This is a genomic window from Pseudomonas abieticivorans (genome assembly GCF_023509015.1).
GTDB lineage: Bacteria > Pseudomonadota > Gammaproteobacteria > Pseudomonadales > Pseudomonadaceae > Aquipseudomonas > Aquipseudomonas abieticivorans.
In genome coordinates, this window is sequence record NZ_CP094975.1 from 1617501 (window position 1) to 1638136 (window position 20636).

Below are 20636 nucleotides of genomic sequence, written 5' to 3' on the forward strand. Positions count from 1 at the left end.
AACCATTGAACATCTGTGTGTCGCGTACATTGGGGCTGAACAGCCCGCTGGGCAGGCGCCGTTCGCGGGCCTGGGTCCAGCGCGGGTGGTCCACCGTCGGGTTGACGTTGGCGTAGAACCCGTACTCATCCGGCGCAATGTCTTGCCAAGTCGTTTGCGGCTGCTCGGCCACCAGGCTGATCCGCACGATCGACTTCACACTCTTGAACCCGTACTTCCATGGCACCACCAGCCGCAAAGGCGCACCGTTCTGATTGGGCAACTCGCGCCCGTACATGCCGACCGCCAGGATCGCCAAAGGATTCATCGCCTCATCCAACCGCAGCCCTTCCACATAGGGCCATTTGATCAAGGCAAAGTCGGAGCGCTGGCCGGGCATGCTCTTGGGGTCTTTCAGGGTTTCGAAGCGAATGTATTTGGCTTTGGAGGTAGGCTCTACGCGCTTGAGCAAGTCGGCAATCGGGAAGCCCAGCCAAGGGATCACCATCGACCAGGCCTCCACGCAGCGCAGCCGGTAGATACGCTCCTGCAACTGATAAGGCTGCATGAAGTCCTCCAGCGCATAGCGCCCTGGCTTACCGACCTCACCATCGATCACGACCGACCAAGGTTCGGTCTTCAAGGCACCAGCGTTCTGCGCCGGGTCGCCCTTGTCGGTACCGAACTCATAGAAGTTGTTGTAGTGGGTCGCATCCTTGAACGGGGTAATCGCCTCCCCTTCCACGGTCATGGCCTGCCACTGGGTTGCCGGTAACTTGCCTTTGAACCAGGCAGGAGCGGCGCCGGCATCGACATCCGCGTAGCGAGAAGGGTCGGCGGCACTGGCCCATTGCGGCAGGCTGCCAACCGCCAGGGCGCCCAGCGAACTGGCCAATAGCCTGCGACGAGAAAGGTAGTGGTGCTCAGGGGTGACGGCGGACTCGGAAAGGTCCGACGCGCGAGGCAACTTGATCAGCATGACGACTCCGTAGCCTTTGGTGAACTGATGCACCAGTAGACTACGGAGCGCGCGAGAAAACTACATCAGTCGGGCTTCTTGTGCCGACGCATGCGCAACAAATATTGCACCGGCCCCGACGCCGCGTAGCCGAGGAAGATCAGCAGCAGGATGCGCGGTGGATCGCTGAATACCACGGCGAACACCAGCACCACCGCCAGGATGGCCACGAAAGGCACACGCCCCTTGAGGTCCAGTTCCTTGAAGCTGTTGTACTTGATGTTGCTGACCATCAGCATGCCGGCCGCAGCCACCAGCAGGGCCACCAGGAAGGACATCTTGGAGCCCTGGATACCGTAATCGCTGAAGGCCCACACGGTGCCGGCCACCACGCCAGCCGCAGCCGGGCTGGCCAGGCCGATGAAGTAGCGTTTGTCAGCCGTGCCCACCTGGGTGTTGAAGCGCGCCAGGCGCAACGCAGCACCGGCGACATAGATGAACGCGACCATCCAGCCGACCTTGCCCATGTCTCCCAGCGCCCAGCCAAAAGCCAGCAACGCAGGGGCCACGCCGAACGCGACCATGTCGGACAGCGAGTCGTACTCGGCTCCAAAGGCACTCTGAGTGTTGGTCATGCGCGCCACGCGGCCATCGAGGCCGTCGAGCACCATGGCGACGAAAATGGCGATGGCGGCGAACGAAAAGTACTTGGCCGCTTCACTGGCGTTGCCGGCTGCCAGTTCGCTTTGTGCGCTCATCGAATTGATGATCGAGTAGAACCCGGCAAACAGGTTTGCCGTGGTGAAGAGGTTGGGCAGCAGATAGATGCCGCGATGCCGGACTTTTCGCCCTTCAGCGTCATGCCCTTCTTCGACATGTTCATCGATCGGTAGCAGGCTTTCGGCGTCAGAGGCCGTGTTCGGCTCTTCGGGACGTTCGCTCATGGACAATACCTTGCAACGGTTTGGAAAGTTTCGACAGAGGTCTGCGACGAGGGTTCGCCAACAAACGTTGCAGCTTTATACCAGAACCTGACCCCCAAAACGAAAAAACGCGGCCGAAGCCGCGTTTTCATCGCATCAAGCCAGGATCAGTTCTTGGCTTTGTCGACGATTTTGTTCGCTGCGATCCAAGGCATCATCGAGCGCAGTTGCTCGCCGATGATTTCGATGCCGTGGGCGGCGTTGTTACGACGCTTGGCGGTCATCGAAGGGTAGCCGGTTGCGCCTTCGCTGATGAACATCTTGGCGTATTCGCCGTCCTGGATGCGCTTCAGAGCGTTGCGCATGGCCTGACGGGATTCGGCGTTGATGACTTCCGGGCCGGTCACGTACTCGCCGTATTCGGCGTTGTTGGAGATCGAGTAGTTCATGTTGGCGATACCGCCTTCGTACATGAGGTCAACGATCAGCTTCAGTTCGTGCAGGCACTCGAAGTAGGCCATTTCTGGCGCGTAGCCAGCTTCAACCAGGGTTTCGAAACCGGCTTTTACCAGTTCAACGGTACCGCCGCACAGAACGGCTTGTTCGCCGAACAGGTCGGTTTCGGTCTCGTCCTTGAAGGTGGTTTCGATGATGCCGGTGCGGCCGCCGCCCACGCCCGAAGCGTAAGACAGTGCGACGTTCTTGGCGTTGCCCGAGGCGTCCTGGTAGATAGCGATCAGGTCAGGGATACCGCCGCCTTTGACGAACTCGGTACGCACGGTGTGACCTGGCGCTTTTGGCGCGATCATGATCACGTCCAGGTCAGCGCGTGGCACGACCTGGTTGTAGTGAATTGCGAAACCGTGGGAGAAGGCCAGGGTGGCGCCCTTCTTGATGTTCGGCTCGACTTCGGTTTTGTACAGCTGGGATTGGAACTCGTCCGGGGTCAGGATCATGACCAGGTCGGCACCGGCAACCGCGGTAGCAACGTCAGCCACTTTCAGGCCGTGAGCTTCTGCCTTGGCAACGGTAGCCGAGCCTTTGCGCAGACCGACAGTGACGTCAACACCGGAGTCTTTCAGGTTGCACGCTTGAGCGTGGCCCTGGGAGCCGTAACCGATGATGGCAACTTTTTTGCCCTGGATGATGGACAGGTCGCAGTCTTTGTCGTAGTAAACTTTCATGAAAATTACCCCTGTTATCCGGGCCCGCAGGCCCTACGCTAAATTGGTTTAGATGCTCAGAACTTTGTCGCCACGGGCAATGCCGGTGACGCCGCTGCGCACGGTCTCGAGGATCGAGGCTGTGCCTATAGACTGAATGAAGCTGTCCAGCTTGTCGCTGGTACCTGTCAGTTGCACGGTATAAACGCTACTGCTGACGTCAACGATCTGCCCACGATAGATATCGGTGGTGCGCTTGATCTCGGCGCGCTGGGCGCCGGTGGCCTTGACCTTGACCAACATCAATTCACGTTCGATGTGCGCGCTTTCCGACAGGTCGACCAACTTGACCACTTCGATCAACTTGTTGAGGTTTTTGGTGATCTGCTCGATCACCTCATCGTGGCCCACGGTGGTCAACGTCAGGCGCGACAGTGTCGGGTCTTCGGTTGGCGCAACCGTCAGGCTTTCGATGTTGTAGTTGCGCTGCGAGAACAGCCCGACCACACGGGACAATGCACCTGGTTCGTTTTCCAACAGCAAGGAAATAATGTGCCGCATGATTAGGTACGCTCCGTCTTGCTCAGCCACATGTCGCGCATCGAGCCGTCTTTGATCTGCATCGGGTAGACGTGCTCGCTGACGTCGACCTGGATGTCGAGGAACACCAGACGGTCCTTCATGGCGAACGCCTCTTCCATCTTCGGCTTCAGATCTTTCAGATCCGTGATGCGCATGCCGACGTGGCCGTAGGCTTCGACCAGCTTGACGAAGTCAGGCAGCGATTCCATGTAGGAGTGCGAGTGACGGGCACCGTAGCTCATGTCTTGCCACTGGCGAACCATGCCCAGTACACCGTTGTTGAGCAGGATGATCTTCACGGGCAAGTCGTACTGCAGGCAGGTCGACAGTTCCTGGATGTTCATCTGAATGCTGCCTTCGCCGGTGACGCAGGCAACGTGGGCATCCGGGAAGCTCAACTTCACGCCCATGGCGGCCGGGAAGCCAAAGCCCATGGTGCCCAGGCCGCCGGAGTTGATCCAGCGGTTAGGCTTGTTGAACTTGTAGTACTGCGCCGCGAACATCTGATGCTGGCCCACATCGGAGGTGACGTAGGCGTCGCCCTTGGTGACTTCGCACAGGGTTTCGATCACGGTCTGTGGCTTGATCTTGGAACCGTCGCCTTTTTCATAAGGGAACAGGCCGCGATCACCGCGCCACTCTTCAATCTGCTTCCACCAACTGGCAACGGTCTCTTTGTTCGGGGTTTCACCGATGTCCTTGAGGGTCGCGACCATCTCGGCCAGCACGCTGTCAACCGGGCCAACGATTGGCACGTCTGCCTTGATCGTCTTGGAGATAGAGGCCGGGTCGATGTCGATGTGGATGATCTTGGCGTTGGGGCAGAACTTCGCCGCGCCGTTGATCACACGGTCATCGAAACGCGCACCCACGGCCAAAATCACGTCGGCGTGGTGCATGGCAAGGTTGGCGGTGTAGCTGCCGTGCATGCCCAGCATGCCGACGAACTGGCGGTCCATGCCCGGATAGGCGCCAAGGCCCATCAAGGTGTTGGTTACCGGCAGGTTCAGCATCTGTGCAAGCTCGGTCAACGACTCCGAACCACCGCCCAGGATAACGCCACCCCCGGCATACATGACCGGGCGCTTGGCCGCCAGCAGCATTTCGGCTGCCTTGCGGATTTGCCCCGAGTGGCCACGCACGGCTGGGCTGTAGGAGCGCAGCTTGGCTTTTTTCGGGAAGACGTATTCGAACTTCTCAGCCGGGTTGGTCATGTCCTTGGGGATATCGACCACGACCGGGCCAGGACGGCCGGACTGCGCGAGGTAGAACGCCTTTTTCATCACTTCCGGGATTTCCGATGCGTGCTTGATCATGAAGCTGTGCTTCACGATCGGCCGGGAAATACCGATCATGTCGGTTTCCTGGAACGCATCGGTGCCGACCATGGTGCTAGGCACCTGGCCCGACAGGATCACCATAGGGATGGAGTCCATGTAGGCGGTGGCAATACCGGTGATGGCGTTGGTCGCACCCGGGCCGGACGTTACCAGTACCACACCGGCTTTACCGGTGGCACGGGCATAACCGTCAGCCATGTGGGTAGCGGCCTGCTCGTGACGAACCAGGATGTGTTCCACTTCCGGTTCTTTGAACAAGGCATCGTAAACATGCAGGAGAGCACCACCAGGGTACCCATAGATGTGCTTAACGCCCTCGTCGCGCAAAAAGCGGACGATCATCTCAGCGCCAGATAAAAGCTCCACGTTGTTCACCTCTAAAACGCCAGAATACCGCTCCATGGGAACGGGTCTTAATAGGTTTACTGTCAGCAGAGCATGAGCGACGGTAGTCGCCGACGTACGTCAGCACTGACTGAGCAAGTATTGGGACGGCCCCCAAAGTGTTGCGGGAGGTTCCCACCCAGCGCGAGGTAACGCGTTGCGGGTGTAGCAGGTCGGCGCGGGTATGCGCCTCATGATCTGCTGAGGGGGTCTGCTTCTGGCAGTCCCCCTACAGCGGACTTTGGATTCTTCTTATTCAGCCGCTCCAAGTCAAGTCATCTGTGCGTTTTTCGTCTTCATCTGGTGCACAAAGCGACAGAACATCGCGTTTTGTCGTACACGCCTATGGTAATTTCCCCATGGCGTTGTTCTTCAAGGAAATAAAATGCGATCAATTTTCGCGGCTGCCGGGTTATGGGTCATGCTTCTCGCGCCAGCCATGGGCGCTCAAATCTACAAATGGGTGGACGCCCAGGGCCAGACACACTTCGATGCCCAGCCGCCCACCGGGCAAGCGACAACCACCGTCGACACCGGCAAACCACCCGCGGCACCCAGGCCGTCGGTAGCCAAGCCAGCCAACCCTCTGGAGGGCCAGGCGCGCCAGCGCGAAATCGATGCCCAGGTCAAGCAACAGGTCGCAGACCAGGAAGACCGCATGCAGCGCTATTGCGACGGTATTCGAACCAATATGGCGCAACTGCAGAACAACCCGCGGGTACGGGAAAACATCGAGGGTGCAGTCAGGCGCCTGACCGAAGAAGAGCGGCAGGCGAAGATTACTGACATGCAGCAGAAGATTACGGAGAACTGCCAATAACCCCTGCCCATAACCGCCGCCCCAGGGCAACGGTTATGAGCAGTTGCAGTTATTCAGCCTGAGTGATCAGCTCATCGAACTGGGCCAGCAGCGCCCTCAGGCCGCGACTTTTTTCAGCCTGGCTGGCATAGACCATTTCAGCCATCGCCAAAATACCGGAGGCATTGGGCAGCGGCAGGTCGGACTCGAGGATCTGCTTCATGCGCGGCAAGAAGACCCACTGCAGCCACTGGGAAAAGTCCATCGTGTCGACCGCAAAGGGCTCGACGCTGGCCAAATCCTCGGCACTCGGTGCCACCTCGCTCCACCAGCCCTGCAGGCGCAGTTCACGCTCGATCAGCAGCAGGTGATCGGCCAAAATTGGAAAACGTGCGTCCATCAACCGCCACTCGCTGCTTTTTGCTTGGCCAGTGCCGCGCCTTGGGTATCACCTTGCTTGGCACGGGCCTGGGCAATCGTCGTCCACAAGCTGCTTTGCAGGTCTGGGCGGCCGTTGGCGTAAGTCAGCGCACGCTGGGCAAACTGCTCGGCCTGGGCGCCATCACCTTGAGCCAGGCGTACCTGGGCCAGGCGATAAAGCACTTGCGGCTCGCGCGGGGCGATGCGCTGGGCACGTTCCAGGCTCGATGAGGCACCGTTGAGGTCACCGCTGCCCTGCTGTTGCTGGGCGGTGGTGAGCAAGGCCAATACCGGGCCATCCAACTGCTCGTCAGCCGACAGGCCGCCACTGGCCGCGTTACTGCGCGGGATACCGGTAGGGCTGGTGCTGTTGCTGGTTTGCGGCATGCTGTAGTTGCTGACCGGCGCTGGCGCACTGTTGTACGTGGACGTGCTGATCGGGGCCGAGTTCGTTGGGCCCGGGGTAATCGGCCCGGTGCTGATCGGCGCGCTGGTGCTGGCCGGTGCGGCGAACGTCATCGGTGCCTCGCCACCGCCTTGCGGCATGACCGTCACGCCAGAGTCTTGCGGCACGGCCTGGGGCGCTTGGCGCTGGGTAGCGTAGGCGCCGCGATTGGCCTGCACCCGCTCGCTGTTGGAAACGCGGCTGCCCGAGTCCACCACCGGGATCGAACCGCTGGGCACCGTGGAGCAGCCGTTAAGCAGGGCCATGGCCGTTAAAGCAGGAAACCACCACTTGTTCAATTCGATTCCTCTCACATGATTCAATCGGGCGTGCTCAGTTCAGCCAGCCCTTGACCCAATCCATCACCCCTTCGGCAGGGGCCTGGCCACCACCGCAGGCGGCGCCCGCGGCGGGTTCACTGCCACGAATATACGGCATCTGCACCGCACCTGGGCAGCTCGCGTCCGAGCCCTGCCCGGTGTGCGGGTCGATCCAGGCCTGCACCACGTTATCGGGTTGCGGCGTGTCCAGCGGCAGCGGATCAGCTTTTTTCATGAAGCTGGTCCAGATCTGCAGGGCACCGGTTGCACCGGTGAACGGCGTCTTGCCGTTGTCGTCGCGGCCCAGCCACACCACCGCCAGCACATCCTGGCTGAAGCCTGCGAACCAGCTGTCGCGCGAATCGTTACTGGTGCCGGTCTTGCCTGCCAGGTTCAACGAGCTGGGCAGCACGTTGTACACGGAGCGCCCGGTACCTTCGCGCATCACCCGCTGCATCGCGTTCTGGATCAGGTAGATGGAGCCTGGGTCGAAACGCTGCTGGATCTGGAACGGGTAGCGCTTGAGCGGCTCGCCTTCAGCCGTCAGCACGCTGCGGATACCGCGCATCGGCGTGTTGAAGCCGCCATTTGCCAGGGTCTGGTACATGGTCGCCACTTGCATCGGCGACATGCCACCGGCACCCAGCAGCATCGAGGGGTACGCCGGCCAATCGACGTCCACGCCAAGCTTGGAAATCGTTTTGAAGACGTTCGGCACGCCCAGGTCCAGGCCCAAGCGGGCGCTCGACAGGTTGTAGGAATGTGCCAGGCCTTGGTACAGGAAGATCGTACCGTTGGCATTGCCTTCGTAGTTCTTGGGTTTCCAGATCTGACCGTCGGCGCCCTTCACCTGGAAGGGCTCATCCTTGACCCAGCTGGTCAGGGTGTACTGCGCCGGTTTTTCCAAGGCGGTCAGGTAGATCGATGGCTTGACCAGCGAGCCGATCGGCCGCACCGCATCCAACGCCCGGTTAAAGCCCGCATAGCCGGGTATCTTGCTGCCGACCAAGGCTTGCACTTCGCCGCTTTCCGGGTTGGTGACCACCATGGCGGCCTCAACCGCATCCGAGCCCTTGCGCCCCGACAAGCGCTTGAAGGTATCGGTGACGCTGGCTTCGGCCTTCATCTGCAGGATTGGGTCGAAACTGGTGAAGATGCGCAGGCCTTCCTCGGTCAAGTCTTCGTCGCGGTAGTCTTCACGCAACTGACGTTTGACCAGGTCCAGGAAGCCGGGGAACGAACTGTCCGCCAGGCTGCCCAGCTTGCTCACGCCCAGTGGCATCTTCTTCGCCGCATCCACCGCCTCCTGGCTGGCCACGCCTTGCTGCGCCAGCAAGTCCAGCACCAGGTTGCGCCGTTCCAGTGCGCGGTCGGGGTAACGCCGTGGGTTGTAGTAGGACGGCCCCTTGACCATACCCACCAGCAATGCCACCTGATGCAACTTGAGTTCGGCCAGCGGCTGGCTGAAGAAGAACTGGCTGGCCAGGCCGAAGCCATGCACCGCGCGCTGCCCGTCCTGGCCGATGAAGACCTCGTTGAGGTACGCCTCGAGAATCTCCTGCTTGCTGTAATGCACCTCCAGCAGCACCGCCATCATCGCTTCGGTCAGTTTGCGGCTCAAGCTGCGTTCATTGGTCAGGTAGAAGTTCTTGACCAGCTGTTGCGTTAGCGTACTGCCGCCCTGACGCATCTGCCCCGCCGAGGCGTTGACCCAGAAGGCCCGCACGATGGACTTGGGCGACACCCCGAAGTGGTGATAGAAGTCGCGGTCTTCGACCGTGGTCAGCGTATCGAGCAGGTACGGCGGCACCTGATCGATCTTGATCAGGATGCGATCCTCGAGGTTTTTCGGGTAAAGCCCGCCAATCAGCAGAGGTTCAAGGCGCACCACCGGCAATTTGGCACCGGCAGTGGTGGTCAACTCGGCCACGTAATCGCCGTTGAAGCGCACACGCACCGGCTGCGCCTGCTCAAGGCCTTCATAGAACTGGAAGCCGCGGGTGTTGAGGTCCACGGTGGTGCCTTTGACCGTCGCGGTGCCCGGCCCGTCGACCGACGGCATACGGCGATAGCCCAAGGCGTCGAGTTCGGTCAGGAAGTCAGGTTCGCTGAGCTTCTGCCCGACGAACAGCTCCAGCGGCCGGGCGTAGACCTTGGCCGGGATGGTCCAGCGCTTGCCAGAGAACTTCTCCTGCACCACGGCATCAAGGTAAACGGCAAAGCCGGCCAGCACTACAAGGCCTACCAGGCTGAGCTTGAGCCCCCAGCCAAGCCAGGTGCGCAGGGTGCTGGAGGGGCGTTTTTTAGGGGTGCGGGAAGTTCGGGTACGAGTCATGGCGGCGGATTATACGCACTTTGGCGGCCGTCGACAGACATCCCCATCGTTGGACGACAAGCGTTTATCGGTTGTTTGCACAGAGGGCCCAAGCGGCCATAATGCCCGACTCGAATTAACCGCCTGCTGAAGGATCGCCCGTGAGCCAATCACTGATCGCCGCCCTGCAAAACCCGGCCCTCTACGACCATCCCGTGGATGGTTTCCAGCTCATCGAGACGCACATCTCGTGGGTCCTGCTCACCGGCACCTATGTCTACAAGGTCAAGAAGCCGGTCAATTTCGGCTTCCTGGACTTCTCCGAACTGGCCTCACGCGAGCATTTCTGTAAGGAAGAGCTACGCCTGAACCAGCGCTTGACCAAGGATTTGTACCTGGAAGTGTTGCCGATTACCGGCACTGTCGACGCACCGCAACTGAACGGTGAAGGCCCGGCCATCGAATACGTGCTGAAAATGCGCCAGTTCCCGCAAGCCGGCCTGCTGAGCACCCTGCAAGCCAACGGTGAACTGGGCAACGGCCACATCGATGCCATGGCCAGCCAGATCGCCCTGTTCCACCTGGAAACCCCCAAGGTACCGGCCGAAAACCCCGCTGGCACCCCCGAGGCGGTCATGGCACCGGTGCTGCAGAACTTCGAGCAGATCCGCCCGTTCCTCAGCGACAAGGCCGACCTTGCCCAGGTCGACGCCCTGCAAGCCTGGGCCGAAGCCAGCTTCGAGCGCCTCAAGCCCCTGCTGATCGAGCGCAAGGCCCAGGGTTACACCCGCGAATGCCACGGTGATATTCACCTGGGCAATGCCACCGTGGTCGACGGCGAAGTGGTGATTTTCGACTGCATCGAGTTCAACGAGCCGTTCCGCTTCACCGACGTCTACGCCGATGTCGGCTTCCTGGCCATGGACTTGGAAGACCGCGGCCTCAAGAGCCTTGCCCGGCGCTTCGTCAGCCAATACCTGGAGCTGACCGGCGACTACCAGGGCCTGGAAGTGCTGAACTTCTACAAGGCCTACCGTGCCCTGGTGCGCGCCAAGATCGCCCTGTTCAGCATGCCGGCCAACGCCGATGGCGTGCAGCGCGCCACTTCCCTGCGCCAATACCGTAACTACGCCAACCTGGCCGAAAGCTACAGCGCCATCCCTTCGCGCTTCCTGGCCATTACCAGTGGCGTGTCGGCCGTGGGCAAAAGCCACGTGGCCATGCGCATGGTCGAAGCCCTGGGCGCCGTGCGCCTGCGTTCGGACGTGGAGCGCAAGCGCTTGCTGGGCGAGCAGACTGATAGCAGCAACGAGCTGCAAAGCGGTATCTACAGCGCACAAGCCAGCGTGACTACCTATAACCACCTGCACGAACTGGCTGCCAAGGTATTGCGTGCCGGGTACCCGGTGGTGATCGACGCCACCTACCTGAAACTGGACCAGCGCCAGGCCGCCGCGAACGTCGCCGAAACCACCGGCGTGCCGTTCCTGATCCTGGACTGCAACGCACCTGACGCCGTGATCGCCAGCTGGCTGTCGCAACGCCAGGCAGAAAAACAGGACCCTTCCGACGCCACCCTGGAAGTCATCGCCGCGCAGCAAGCCGGTCGCGATGCGCTGACCGCAGACGAGGCGCTGCACACCAAACGCGTTGAAACCAACGAAAGCGGCAGCCTGGACAAACTGGTGGAGCAAATCCGCCAGCGCTTGCCAGGCCTGTAAGCGTTACTAAATGCTTCAGCCGTGAAGTAGTCGACACTTCACGGCTGAAGAATAGTGGCATTATAATGGCGTCATAATTCCAACAGGAAACGCCATCATGAGTCAGCCCAAGCAACTCGACTCGCCGCTATATGCCCTCGTGCACCAGGAAAACATCCGCGGCTTCAACCAGCAACGCCCCACCGATGGCCCTGTCGACTTTCGCGGCGGCGATTTCCGTGGGATCGACCTGCGCGAACTCGACACCGATGGCATCGACTTCACCGACGCCTACTTCCGCACCGCCGACTTGCGCGGCCTGGACCTGCGCAACACCCAAATGGAAGGCGCGAGCCTGGCCCACGCACAGATCTCCGGCGCTTATTTCCCCGCCGAACTGAGTGCCGATGAAATCCTCATGTCCGTCAACTTCGGTACCCGCCTGCGCTACCGCACCCGCTGATTGCCCCCCGTCTTCTGTAGGAGCGGATTCATCCGCGAAGAAACCACCGCGATAGATCGGTAGGACCGCAGCGATCTTTTCGCGGATAAATCCGCTCCTACAGGGGCGTGCGCGCCAACATATCCGCTGATTGCCCCCGGTCTTCTGTAGGAGCGGATTCATCCGCGAAGAAACCACCGCGATAGATCGGTAGAACCGCGGCGATCTTTTCGCGGATGAATCCGCTCCTACAGGGGCGTGCGCGCCAACATATCCGCTGATTGCCCCCGGTCTTCTGTAGGAGCAACTGTCTTCCGCCTTAAATTTTGATCGCACTGCAAAGCCTTGCTTTGCAGTGCGATCAAGTCTTTCATGCCGCTTGTGCCTTCCAGGCCGTGCCATCCCTGACCATCGCGTTGAGCCTCACGATAAATACTCGCATACAGGCTACTACAGCGACTTTAGAGCACTTTCCGCGCGCGCATAACGTGCTATAGCGCATTTTGAATTCCGGGTTGCTCAGGATGGCAGCCCAGCACGCCATGTATAGAACTCGTCGCATTTTTGCTCGGCCACCCCAGATACTTCGCGGCCCAGAGCGGTTGCCGCTGTCGTTGTTATAGGGCGCCACACCGACCAGGGCCGCTATCTCACGTCGGTCCAGTGAGCCAAGCTCTGGCAAGTAGCACAGCAAGCTTGCCACTGTGACAGGGCCGACGCCTTTTACCGACATCAGTTGCTTCGCTCTGTCGGAGTCCACGCTTTTCGTGGCTTGCTTGATTACCTTGTCCAGCTGTTTGATCAACTCGCGCAAGTGCTTAATGTGCTGGTTGAAATTGGCGATGACCACCGCCGAGTTGGCTTGCTTGAGCCGACGCTTATTGTCATCACGCTGCTGGACGAACCGATCACGCTGCTTGACCAGCTCCCTGAGCTCATCGCGCTCCGGAGTCGATGCCTGGCTAGGACAATCGTCGATTTTCGATGCGAAGTCGGCTAAGACCATTGCATCAATCTTGTCCGTTTTAGCTCTTTTGCCCATCGCCTCTGCGAACTGGCGAGCCCGAACAGGATTGATACAAACGGCGTTGTGACCAGCCTTCTGAAGCGTGCGCAGGGCCAGCTTTTCGTATCCGCCGGTCGCCTCCATTAAAATTCGCCCGACCTCAAGTTGGCCAAGACAAGTCTCTAGCTGGGCTAGGCCCTCGTTGTCGTTTGAAGTAGTGAAAGTGATGCCTTGAGGCTTGATCCCAATTTCAAGGCTAGCTTTTGCAACGTCGATCCCAATCCAAGACAACATGGCCAGACCCTCCTACACTTGTGAGTGAGAGCGCTCTGGCGTGGCCCACGCTTGTATTCGAGTGGTGCTCGTTCAACTGTTCGGGCTTTATCGCCAGAGTGAAGAGGTGGGTAGCAGCTTTGCTCCTACACGTGCTTCAAGCACAACGGATTAACAGCTTGCTACTCACCGCTCTCACCTCAAAGTCTAACCACCTCTGCAGATACAAGCGGATTGATCCGCGAAGAAACCACCGCGATAGATCGGTAGAACCGCGGCGATCTTTTCGCGGATAAATCCGCTCCTACAGGGGCGTGCGCGCCAACATATTCGCTGATTACCCCGCGGTCTTCTGTAGGAGCGGATTCATCCGCGAAGAAACCACCGCGATAGATCGGTAGGACCGCAGCGATCTTTTCGCGGATAAATCCGCTCTACAGGGGCGTGCGCGCCAACATATCCGCTGATTGCCCCCGGTCTTCTGTAGGAGCGGATTGATCCGCGAAGAAACCACCGCGATAGATCGGTAGGACCGCAGCGATCTTTTCGCGGATAAATCCGCTCCTACAGGGGCGTGCGCGCCAACATATTCGCTGATTACCCCCGGTCTTCTGTAGGAGCGGATTCATCCGCGAAGAAACCACCGCGATAGATCGGTAGGACCGCGGCGATCTTTTCGCGGATGAATCCGCTCCTACAGAGGCGTGCGCGCCAACATATCCGCTGATTGCCCCCGGGTCTTCTGTAGGAGCGGATTCATCCGCGAAGAAACCACCGCGATAGATCGATAGAACCGCGGCGATCTTTTCGCGGATCAATCCGCTCCTACAGGGGCGTGCGCGCCAACGTATCCGCTGATTGCCCCCGGTCTTCTGTAGGAGCGGATTCATCCGCGAAGAAACCACCGCGATAGATCGGTAGAACCGCGGCGATCTTTTCGCGGATGAATCCGCTCCTACAGGGGCGTGCGCGCCAACATATCCGCTGATTGCCCCCCGGTCTTCTGTAGGAGCGGATTGATCCGCGAAGAAACCACCGCGATAGATCGGTAGGACCGCGGCGATCTTTTCGCGGATGAATCCGCTCCTACAGGGGTGTGCACCCCTGCCCCTGCGCAACTGATCAGCCTCGCTGAGCGCAATTGCGAAGTGCCGCTACACTCCCCTTCAGATACGCAATCTCCAAGAGTTCAGCCGTCGCAAGGAGGCTTGATGAACGATGAACTTCAACATTTGAAAAACCTTGGCAAGACTTCTGCGCAGTGGTTGCACGCCGTGGGCATTCATAGTGCATCGGATCTGCGCCGCCTGGGGGCGGTGGATGCCTACCGAGCGGTCAAGACCCGTGGTTTCCGTGCATCCAAAGTGCTGCTGTACGCCATTGAAGGGGCGCTGCTGGACGTACACTGGAACGATATCCCCAGTGATCGCAAAGAAGCTTTGAATAAGCAACTTGACGCTATATCGTCACGCCATAAAAACTAATCGCGCGCACTCTGCCGCGCATGGCCGTCAAGAGACTTAGCTTATGTACTTACTTGGGGAGCAACCGGCCTACGCCGATGCGTGGGTCAACCGCCTGCAGGGCTTGGCTGCGCAGATGCTGCATGGGGTGGCGCCGCTGGACGAGGCGATCGAGCTTGAGCAGTGTGCCGACCTTTCGCCCCATATCGATGAAACATGCCTGTACCTGATCGACAGCGGCCTGTTGCACGCGCGGGTCAACGAACGACCGCTGTTCTACCTGCAAGAAGGCGACCTGGTCGGCCTGCAGCAAGCCCATTCCCTGCCCTGCGCCTACCATTACAGCTGCGAAGGGCCATTGCGCCTGGTGCCCTACTCGCGAAGCGAGGTATTGGCGCACCTGAATCAATCCACCCCCGCGCAAGAATTGCTGGTGGAGTACCTCACCGGCCACACCACCCTGCTGTGCGACGCCATCACCCGCCTCAAACAACCGGAGTTTCGCAGCAGCAATGGCTTCAAGCATGTCGCGGCCGGTGAGACCCTGATCAACCAGGGCGACAATGCCGACCACGTGTTCGTGATCATCGAAGGCCATGCCGAAGCGTTCGTCGACGGGCACAAGGTGGGTGACGTGCCCAAGGACGAGATTTTTGGCGCCATGGCGGTGTTCACTGCCGAAAAGCGCAGCGCCACGGTCATCGCGAGCGAACCGTGCACCATCATGCTGATACCCAAGGAGCAGTTCCTCAACCTGACCCAGACCAACCCCCGGATTGCCCACAGTTTGATCGAGAGCATGGCGCGGCGCATCGACTCGCTGAACCGGCAGGTGACTCGGCTTATTTCAGCCAATTGAAAATTCTCATCGGCAAGCCTTGACATCTAAATGAGAATTGTTATGATTATCACAACTGGTCGCGAGATCAGTGATGATTTGAAAGGCCCTTGGTTCGGACTCTCAGATTATCTCCTCATCAGGCTAATCACGGTTATTGACCCGGCAGTTTTGCCGGGTCTTTTTTTGCCTTTTTTTTGTTGGTTTCAGCGCGCGATGATCAACGGGTGGCCGCGCTCGGGGTGCATCTGCACCAGCACTTCAAGGCCGAACACAGCTTGCAGGGTAGCGGGCTGCAAGACTTCGGCAGGGCTGCCCAAGGCTGCGGCGCGCCCCTGCTCCAGTAGCAAGATGCGGTCGCAATAACGCGCCGCCAAGTTCAAGTCATGGAGGATCACCAATACCGCTGCACCACGGTCGGCAAAGGCGCGTACCGCTTGCAAGGTGGTGTGCTGGTGCAAAGGGTCGAGCATCGAGGTAGGTTCATCCAGCAGCAAGGTACTGCCCGCCTCCCCCGGCCACAGTTGGGCCAGCACCCGTGCCAGGTGCACGCGCTGGCGCTCCCCGCCAGACAGCGCCAGGTAGCTGCGCCCCCGCAAGTGGGCGGCATCGGCGGCCTGCAGGGCGGCCTCGATGATTTCGCCGTCGCGCAGCAAGCCGCTCTGGTGCGGCAGGCGGCCCATGCCCACCACCTCTTCAACGGGAAAGGCAAAGCCCAGCGTCGAGGTTTGCGGTAGTACCGCCAGGCTGCGTGCACGCTCGCTGCCCGGCCACTGGGCCAGCGGGCGCTGGCCCAGCCACACCTGCCCGGTGCTAGGCGGTAGTTCACCGCACATGGCACTGAGCAACGTGCTCTTGCCGGCACCATTTGGCCCCAGCACGCCCAGCACTTCCCCTGGTTGCAGGGCCAGGGTGATGTCACTCAACACGGCGTCCTGGCCGCGCACGATATGCAATTGTTCGACCCGCAGCATCAGTGACGCCCCCGCAGCAGCAACCAGAGAAAGAAGGGGGCGCCCAGGAACGCGGTGACAATACCGATCGGCAACTCTGCCGGCGCCAGCGCCAGGCGCGCTATAAGGTCGGCAAACAGCAACAGGCTGGCACCGGCCAGCAGCGACGCGGGCAGCAGCACCCGATGGTCGGGACCTGCCAGCAGCCGCACCAGGTGCGGTACCACCAAACCGACAAAACCGATCAACCCGGCGGCCGCCACGGAGGCACCCACGCCCAGCGCCGTGCAAAACACCAACTCGCGCTTGAGCTTCTCGACATCCACCCCAAGGTGCCGCGCTTCAGACTCGCCCAGCAACAAGGCATTCAATGCCTTGGCCCGGCGCGGCAGCCACAGCGCCACCCCGGCGCCGATCAACAACAGTGGCCACAAACGCTGGTAGCTGGCGCCGTTTAGGCTGCCCAGGTTCCAGAACGTCAGGGTGCGCAGGGTGGCGTCATCGGCCAAATAGGTGAAAAGGCCTACGGCAGAACCGGCCAGGGCTGTCAGCGCAACACCGGCCAACAGCATGATCGCCACACTGGTTTGCCCTTGCTGACGGCCTAGGCGATACACCAGCGCCGTCACCCCCAGGCCACCGAGAAACGCACAGGCAGACAACAGATAAGGTTCGAACCCCTGCGCGATGCCGCCCATCGACGAGCCCAGCACAATGGCAATCGCGGCGCCCAGCGCCGCACCACTGGAAACGCCCACCAGCCCTGGGTCTGCCAGAGGGTTGCGAAACAGCCCTTGCATGGCCACGCCTGACAGCGCCAGCACCGCCCCCACGGTCATACCCAATAACGTGCGCGGCAGGCGGATTTGCCCAAGGATCAGTTGCGCCTGCTCAAGGCCATTGCCGTCCACCGGCAAGCCCAGCAGATGCAAGGCGGCACGCAAGGTGTCCAGCAATGGCAGGCTGACCGGACCCAAGGCCAACGACAGCCAGATCGACAGTAAGCACAAAACACTCAGGCCGATAAATAGCGTGCGGGGTGCCATGACCCGCTTCATTGGGCAGGCTTGGCCGCAGGGTAAAAGGCCGTGGCCAGTTTCGTCAGACTGTCGGGCAGGCGCGGCCCCAGGCCGCCGACCAACAGGGTGGGATCAAGCTCCACCACCCGCCCTTCGCGCACCGCACGGGTCGATGCCAACGCCGGATTTTCCTTGATCAAGGCTTGCAAGGCGGCGTCACCGCTCAATGCTCGGTCGGCAAACACGATGACCTGTGGGTCTAGCGCCGCCAGCACCTCCGCCGAAAAGTTCTTGTAGCCCGTGCTGGTGGCCAGGTTGTGCCCGCCTGCCTGAGTGATCAGCCAATCGGCCGCCGTGTCCTGCCCGGCCACCAAGGGTTTGCCACCGGCATGCCCCAGCAACAGCAGCACGCCGGGCGCCGCCTGGCTTTTTTGCGCGGCGTCCACCCAGGCCTTGTGCACGGCCAGTTGCTGCTGGAACTGGTCGAACAGTTTGCCCGCCTGGGCCTCGTCGCCCAACAGCCGCCCCAAGTGCAGCAGGTTGCCTTGCAAGGCCGGCAATTGCGGCTCGCTGGAGAACATCTCGACCCGCACCTTGGCCTCGCGAATTTGCGCCAGCACCGCCGGCGGGCCCATCTCTTCGGTGCCGATGAGCAGGTCCGGTTGCAAACTGAGAATGCCCTCGGCCGATAGCTGACGCTGGTAGCCGATGCTCTTCATGGCCTTGACGCTGTCGGGGTGCTGGCTGGTGGTGTCGACCCCCACCAGTTTGCTTTCACCGCCCATGGCCACCACCCATTCAGTCAGCGCCCCGCCGGCACTGACCCAATGCTGGGGCAGCGGCGCCTCGGCGGCAGATAGCCAGGGGTGAACGAGCAATCCGGCAAACAATACGGCCCTGGCGCTCAAGCGCATGAGATAATTCCCTCTGGTGAAGTGGATGGCAGCAGCGAACCATTTGATAATTGTTTGCATTTAGCCGTCAAGCCCGCCCTTGTTACATGCAGTAAACACTGGAGAAACGAATGCATTGGTTGTGTGAAAGCGCAACGTTGAGCGAAGCACAAAGCCGTGGTTTTGAAGTCGCGGGGGCAAACATTTTCCTGGTGCGCCGCGAAGGCCAGGTCTACGCCTACCGCAACCGTTGCCCGCACCGCGGCATTGCCCTGGAATGGGCGCCCGACGCCTTCCTGGATGCCAGCGCCAGCCTGATCCAGTGCGCCCACCATGGCGCACTGTTCCTGATCGAAAGTGGTGATTGCGTGGCCGGGCCATGCGAGGGCCAGGCCCTGGAAAGCCTGGAGTGCCGCGAAGATACGCGCGGCATCTGGCTGCTTAGCTGAGCCGCACCGGCAGCGGCCGGTCGATGTACACCTGCTCGTGGTCCAGGTACACCCCGTAGGCAAGTACCTCGACGCCTTCGGCCACGGCGGCGCGCAAGGCATCGGCGTAGGCCCGGTCGATTTCTTCGGCCGGGCGCACGCCGTCGATGCCGCTCAGGTTCACGCAGTACAACTGCACCGCCCGCACGCCCTGGCGCGCAAGGCTGGCCAGTTCGCGCAGGTGCTTGGCACCGCGCTGGGTGACCGCATCGGGGAAGGCGGCCACGGCCGTGCCGTCAAACCCCAGGGTCACGCTTTTGACCTCGACGTAGGCAAAGCCATCGGGGTATTCCAGGCGAAAGTCGATGCGGCTGCGCTCCTCGCCGTAGGGCACTTCGCGCTTGAGCCCGGTAAAGCCATTGAGTTCGCTGATCACGCCGGCACGCAGGGCCTCCTCCACCAGTGGATTAGCCCGCGCGGTATTCACGCAGGCCAGGCGGCCTTGGGGTGTTTCGCTGATTTCCCAGGTGCCCGGCAGTTTGCGCTTGGGGTCGCTGGAGCGGCTGAACCACACCTGCCCGCCCTCCACCATGCAATTGAACATGGAGCCGGTATTGGGGCAGTGGATGGTGATCTGCTCGCCAGTGCTGGTTTCGATATCGGCCAGGAAGCGCTTGTAGCGGCGCAGTAGCCGCCCTTCTTCAAGTGGAGGATTGAAATGCATCAGCCTTGCCAGCTCCGCAGCCCACGGGCAATGCGCTCCACCGCCTGTTGCAGGCGCGGCAGGCTCTGGGTGTAGGCAAACCGCACATGGTGGCCAGCCTGGTGACGGCCAAAATCCAGCCCGGGGGTGATCGCCACGTGTTCGGTTTCCAGAAAGTGCTGGCAGAACGCAAAGGCATCGCCGCCAAAGGCGCTGATATCGGCGTACAGGTAGAACGCCCCTTCAGGCTCCACGGCAATGCCAAAGCCCAGCTCGCGCAGCGCCGGCAGCAGAAAATCGCGGCGCCGGCCAAACTCGGCGCGGCGCTCCTCCAATATGGCCAGTGTTTCTGGCTCAAAGCAGGCCAACGCCGCTTGTTGCGCCATGCTCGGCGCACTGATGTAGAGGTTTTGCGCCAGTTTCTCAAGCTCCGGCACCGCTTGCGGCGGTGCCACCAGCCAGCCCAGGCGCCAACCGGTCATGCCGAAATATTTGGAAAAACTATTCAGCACGAACGCCTCGTCATCCACTTCCAGCACGCTGGCCGCATCCGTGCCGTAAGTCAGGCCGTGGTAGATCTCGTCCACCACCAAGTGACCATTGCGCTCTTTGACCGCCGTCGACAACGCGGCCAACTCATCACGGCTTAGCAGCGTGCCGGTGGGGTTGGCTGGCGAGGCTACCAGCGCACCCACACTGTCCTGGTCCCAATGGCGTGCCACCAGGTCGGCGTTCAATTGATAACGGACGTCCGGGCCCACCGGCACCAACTGCGCCGCACCTTCCACCAGGCGCAGGAAATGTCGATTGCACGGGTAGCCCGGGTCGGCCAGCAACCAGTGCTTGCCAGGGTCGACCAAAAGGCTGCTGGCCAACAGCAGCGCGCCCGAGCCGCCCGGGGTGATCAGGATGCGTTCCGGGGAAATATTCAACCCGTAGCGCTGCTCGTAAAAGCCCGAAATGGCCTCCCGCAGTGCCGGAACACCGCGCGCGGCGGTATAGCGGGTGTGCCCGCCGGCCAGCGCCGCTTGGCCAGCCTTGATAATCGGCTCGGCGGTGGTGAAGTCCGGCTCGCCGATCTCCAGGTGGATGACATCGTTCCCCGCCGCCTGCAATTCGTTGGCGCGGGCCAACAGCGCCATGACATGAAAAGGTTCGATGGCGCGACTGCGCGCACTGTAGGGCTGAGCCATTTTCATCCTTCATTTGGGTGTAAAATAACCATTCTACCGAACACAAACGGCGAACGTGTCGGTAAACGCCCGGTCGAACTGTTGTATACCCATCTGCG

The 20636-nt window shown here is 60.8% G+C and carries 20 protein-coding genes (1 of these 20 only partly in view); 6 read left to right on the plus strand and 14 right to left on the minus strand.

The annotated features are described in order from the left end of the window. From msrP to L9B60_RS07370, 5 genes are all read right to left on the minus strand, one after another. A protein-coding gene (gene msrP, locus L9B60_RS07350) for a protein-methionine-sulfoxide reductase catalytic subunit MsrP (protein ID WP_249677664.1) crosses the window boundary here: on the minus strand, window positions 1-958 show its 5' portion. 56 nt of this gene lie to the left of the window's left edge; only the first 958 of its 1014 coding nucleotides appear in the window; it begins with the start codon at window positions 956-958; its stop codon lies beyond the left edge, outside the window. Window positions 959-1023: 65 nt separating this feature from the next. After that, window positions 1024-1881, minus strand: a complete 858-nt coding sequence (gene pssA, locus L9B60_RS07355; RefSeq protein ID WP_249677666.1) for a CDP-diacylglycerol--serine O-phosphatidyltransferase — start codon at window positions 1879-1881, stop codon at window positions 1024-1026. Window positions 1882-2027: 146 nt separating this feature from the next. Then, a complete protein-coding gene (gene ilvC / locus L9B60_RS07360; protein WP_249677668.1) occupies window positions 2028-3044 on the minus strand; it encodes a ketol-acid reductoisomerase in 1017 nt (338 codons plus the stop codon). A gap of 48 nt (window positions 3045-3092) precedes the next feature. Then, window positions 3093-3584, minus strand: a complete 492-nt coding sequence (gene ilvN, locus L9B60_RS07365) for an acetolactate synthase small subunit (RefSeq protein ID WP_249677670.1) — start codon at window positions 3582-3584, stop codon at window positions 3093-3095. A 2-nt stretch (window positions 3585-3586) separates the two neighbouring features. Beyond that, a complete protein-coding gene (locus tag L9B60_RS07370) occupies window positions 3587-5311 on the minus strand; it encodes an acetolactate synthase 3 large subunit (protein ID WP_249677671.1) in 1725 nt (574 codons plus the stop codon). A gap of 403 nt (window positions 5312-5714) precedes the next feature. On the opposite strand from L9B60_RS07370, the gene L9B60_RS07375 reads away from it, so the two are divergent. Further along, window positions 5715-6149: a DUF4124 domain-containing protein gene (locus tag L9B60_RS07375; RefSeq protein WP_249677674.1), complete on the plus strand. Its 435-nt coding sequence runs from the start codon at window positions 5715-5717 to the stop codon at window positions 6147-6149. A gap of 49 nt (window positions 6150-6198) precedes the next feature. Here L9B60_RS07375 and L9B60_RS07380 read toward each other — a convergent pair whose 3' ends face one another. The 3 genes from L9B60_RS07380 to mrcB are packed head-to-tail and all read right to left on the minus strand — an operon-like array spanning window position 6199 to window position 9648. Continuing rightward, window positions 6199-6528, minus strand: a complete 330-nt coding sequence (locus tag L9B60_RS07380) for a YqcC family protein (protein WP_249677676.1) — start codon at window positions 6526-6528, stop codon at window positions 6199-6201. Further along, window positions 6528-7292, minus strand: coding sequence for a tetratricopeptide repeat protein (locus tag L9B60_RS07385; RefSeq protein ID WP_283780579.1), 765 nt, complete (start codon window positions 7290-7292; stop codon window positions 6528-6530). The genes L9B60_RS07380 and L9B60_RS07385 overlap by 1 nt, the downstream gene beginning before the upstream one ends. A gap of 34 nt (window positions 7293-7326) precedes the next feature. Beyond that, window positions 7327-9648, minus strand: a complete 2322-nt coding sequence (gene mrcB / locus L9B60_RS07390; RefSeq protein WP_249677678.1) for a penicillin-binding protein 1B — start codon at window positions 9646-9648, stop codon at window positions 7327-7329. 140 nt (window positions 9649-9788) lie between these two features. Here mrcB and L9B60_RS07395 point away from each other — a divergent pair, with 140 nt between their 5' ends. After that, window positions 9789-11348, plus strand: a complete 1560-nt coding sequence (locus tag L9B60_RS07395; RefSeq protein WP_249677681.1) for a bifunctional aminoglycoside phosphotransferase/ATP-binding protein — start codon at window positions 9789-9791, stop codon at window positions 11346-11348. A gap of 97 nt (window positions 11349-11445) precedes the next feature. Next, window positions 11446-11790, plus strand: a complete 345-nt coding sequence (locus L9B60_RS07400) for a pentapeptide repeat-containing protein (protein WP_249677683.1) — start codon at window positions 11446-11448, stop codon at window positions 11788-11790. Window positions 11791-12139: 349 nt separating this feature from the next. Here the strand turns inward: L9B60_RS07400 and L9B60_RS07405 are convergent, their stop codons facing one another. Further along, window positions 12140-13069, minus strand: coding sequence for an IS110 family RNA-guided transposase (locus L9B60_RS07405; RefSeq protein WP_249677685.1), 930 nt, complete (start codon window positions 13067-13069; stop codon window positions 12140-12142). A 1190-nt stretch (window positions 13070-14259) separates the two neighbouring features. Between L9B60_RS07405 and L9B60_RS07410 the strand changes: the two genes are divergently transcribed. After that, window positions 14260-14532: a TfoX/Sxy family protein gene (locus tag L9B60_RS07410; protein WP_249677686.1), complete on the plus strand. Its 273-nt coding sequence runs from the start codon at window positions 14260-14262 to the stop codon at window positions 14530-14532. Window positions 14533-14575: 43 nt separating this feature from the next. After that, window positions 14576-15370 carry a Crp/Fnr family transcriptional regulator gene (locus L9B60_RS07415; protein ID WP_249677689.1) on the plus strand — a complete coding sequence of 265 codons (795 nt, stop codon included), beginning with the start codon at window positions 14576-14578 and terminating at the stop codon, window positions 15368-15370. Window positions 15371-15555: 185 nt separating this feature from the next. Here the strand turns inward: L9B60_RS07415 and L9B60_RS07420 are convergent, their stop codons facing one another. Genes L9B60_RS07420 through L9B60_RS07430 form a run of 3 tightly spaced genes read right to left on the minus strand, consistent with a single transcriptional unit; the run spans window position 15556 to window position 18235 of the window. Continuing rightward, window positions 15556-16323 carry a heme ABC transporter ATP-binding protein gene (locus L9B60_RS07420; RefSeq protein ID WP_249677691.1) on the minus strand — a complete coding sequence of 256 codons (768 nt, stop codon included), beginning with the start codon at window positions 16321-16323 and terminating at the stop codon, window positions 15556-15558. Next, a complete protein-coding gene (locus L9B60_RS07425; protein WP_438866076.1) occupies window positions 16323-17348 on the minus strand; it encodes a FecCD family ABC transporter permease in 1026 nt (341 codons plus the stop codon). The genes L9B60_RS07420 and L9B60_RS07425 overlap by 1 nt, the downstream gene beginning before the upstream one ends. A gap of 8 nt (window positions 17349-17356) precedes the next feature. Next, a complete protein-coding gene (locus L9B60_RS07430) occupies window positions 17357-18235 on the minus strand; it encodes a heme/hemin ABC transporter substrate-binding protein (protein ID WP_249677695.1) in 879 nt (292 codons plus the stop codon). A gap of 110 nt (window positions 18236-18345) precedes the next feature. Here L9B60_RS07430 and L9B60_RS07435 point away from each other — a divergent pair, with 110 nt between their 5' ends. Further along, window positions 18346-18663, plus strand: coding sequence for a Rieske (2Fe-2S) protein (locus tag L9B60_RS07435; RefSeq protein WP_249677697.1), 318 nt, complete (start codon window positions 18346-18348; stop codon window positions 18661-18663). On the opposite strand, the gene sfsA is transcribed toward L9B60_RS07435, so the two are convergent. Together sfsA and L9B60_RS07445 are read right to left on the minus strand one after the other, a co-directional pair. Beyond that, the gene (gene sfsA / locus L9B60_RS07440) at window positions 18656-19366 is read right to left on the minus strand and encodes a DNA/RNA nuclease SfsA (RefSeq protein WP_249677698.1); all 711 of its coding nucleotides are present in this window, start codon (window positions 19364-19366) and stop codon (window positions 18656-18658) included. The two genes, L9B60_RS07435 and sfsA, sit on opposite strands and share 8 nt — an antisense overlap. After that, window positions 19366-20538 (minus strand): pyridoxal phosphate-dependent aminotransferase, encoded by a 1173-nt coding sequence (locus L9B60_RS07445; RefSeq protein WP_249677699.1) that lies wholly within the window; start codon window positions 20536-20538, stop codon window positions 19366-19368. The genes sfsA and L9B60_RS07445 overlap by 1 nt, the downstream gene beginning before the upstream one ends. Window positions 20539-20636 lie beyond the last annotated feature (98 nt).

What these genes read in the sequence shown, in the direction of transcription:
- ilvC (WP_249677668.1), bottom strand. Translation starts at nt 3,044, where the DNA reads ATGAAAGTTTACTACGACAAAGACTGCGACCTGTCCATCATCCAGGGC.
- L9B60_RS07430 (WP_249677695.1), bottom strand. Translation starts at nt 18,235, where the DNA reads ATGCGCTTGAGCGCCAGGGCCGTATTGTTTGCCGGATTGCTCGTTCAC.
- L9B60_RS07425 (WP_438866076.1), bottom strand. Translation starts at nt 17,348, where the DNA reads ATGGCACCCCGCACGCTATTTATCGGCCTGAGTGTTTTGTGCTTACTG.
- L9B60_RS07405 (WP_249677685.1), bottom strand. Translation starts at nt 13,069, where the DNA reads ATGTTGTCTTGGATTGGGATCGACGTTGCAAAAGCTAGCCTTGAAATT.
- mrcB (WP_249677678.1), bottom strand. Translation starts at nt 9,648, where the DNA reads ATGACTCGTACCCGAACTTCCCGCACCCCTAAAAAACGCCCCTCCAGC.
- pssA (WP_249677666.1), bottom strand. Translation starts at nt 1,881, where the DNA reads ATGAGCGAACGTCCCGAAGAGCCGAACACGGCCTCTGACGCCGAAAGC.
- L9B60_RS07415 (WP_249677689.1), top strand. Translation starts at nt 14,576, where the DNA reads ATGTACTTACTTGGGGAGCAACCGGCCTACGCCGATGCGTGGGTCAAC.
- ilvN (WP_249677670.1), bottom strand. Translation starts at nt 3,584, where the DNA reads ATGCGGCACATTATTTCCTTGCTGTTGGAAAACGAACCAGGTGCATTG.
- L9B60_RS07445 (WP_249677699.1), bottom strand. Translation starts at nt 20,538, where the DNA reads ATGGCTCAGCCCTACAGTGCGCGCAGTCGCGCCATCGAACCTTTTCAT.
- sfsA (WP_249677698.1), bottom strand. Translation starts at nt 19,366, where the DNA reads ATGCATTTCAATCCTCCACTTGAAGAAGGGCGGCTACTGCGCCGCTAC.
- L9B60_RS07375 (WP_249677674.1), top strand. Translation starts at nt 5,715, where the DNA reads ATGCGATCAATTTTCGCGGCTGCCGGGTTATGGGTCATGCTTCTCGCG.
- L9B60_RS07410 (WP_249677686.1), top strand. Translation starts at nt 14,260, where the DNA reads ATGAACGATGAACTTCAACATTTGAAAAACCTTGGCAAGACTTCTGCG.
- L9B60_RS07420 (WP_249677691.1), bottom strand. Translation starts at nt 16,323, where the DNA reads ATGCTGCGGGTCGAACAATTGCATATCGTGCGCGGCCAGGACGCCGTG.
- L9B60_RS07380 (WP_249677676.1), bottom strand. Translation starts at nt 6,528, where the DNA reads ATGGACGCACGTTTTCCAATTTTGGCCGATCACCTGCTGCTGATCGAG.
- L9B60_RS07400 (WP_249677683.1), top strand. Translation starts at nt 11,446, where the DNA reads ATGAGTCAGCCCAAGCAACTCGACTCGCCGCTATATGCCCTCGTGCAC.
- L9B60_RS07435 (WP_249677697.1), top strand. Translation starts at nt 18,346, where the DNA reads ATGCATTGGTTGTGTGAAAGCGCAACGTTGAGCGAAGCACAAAGCCGT.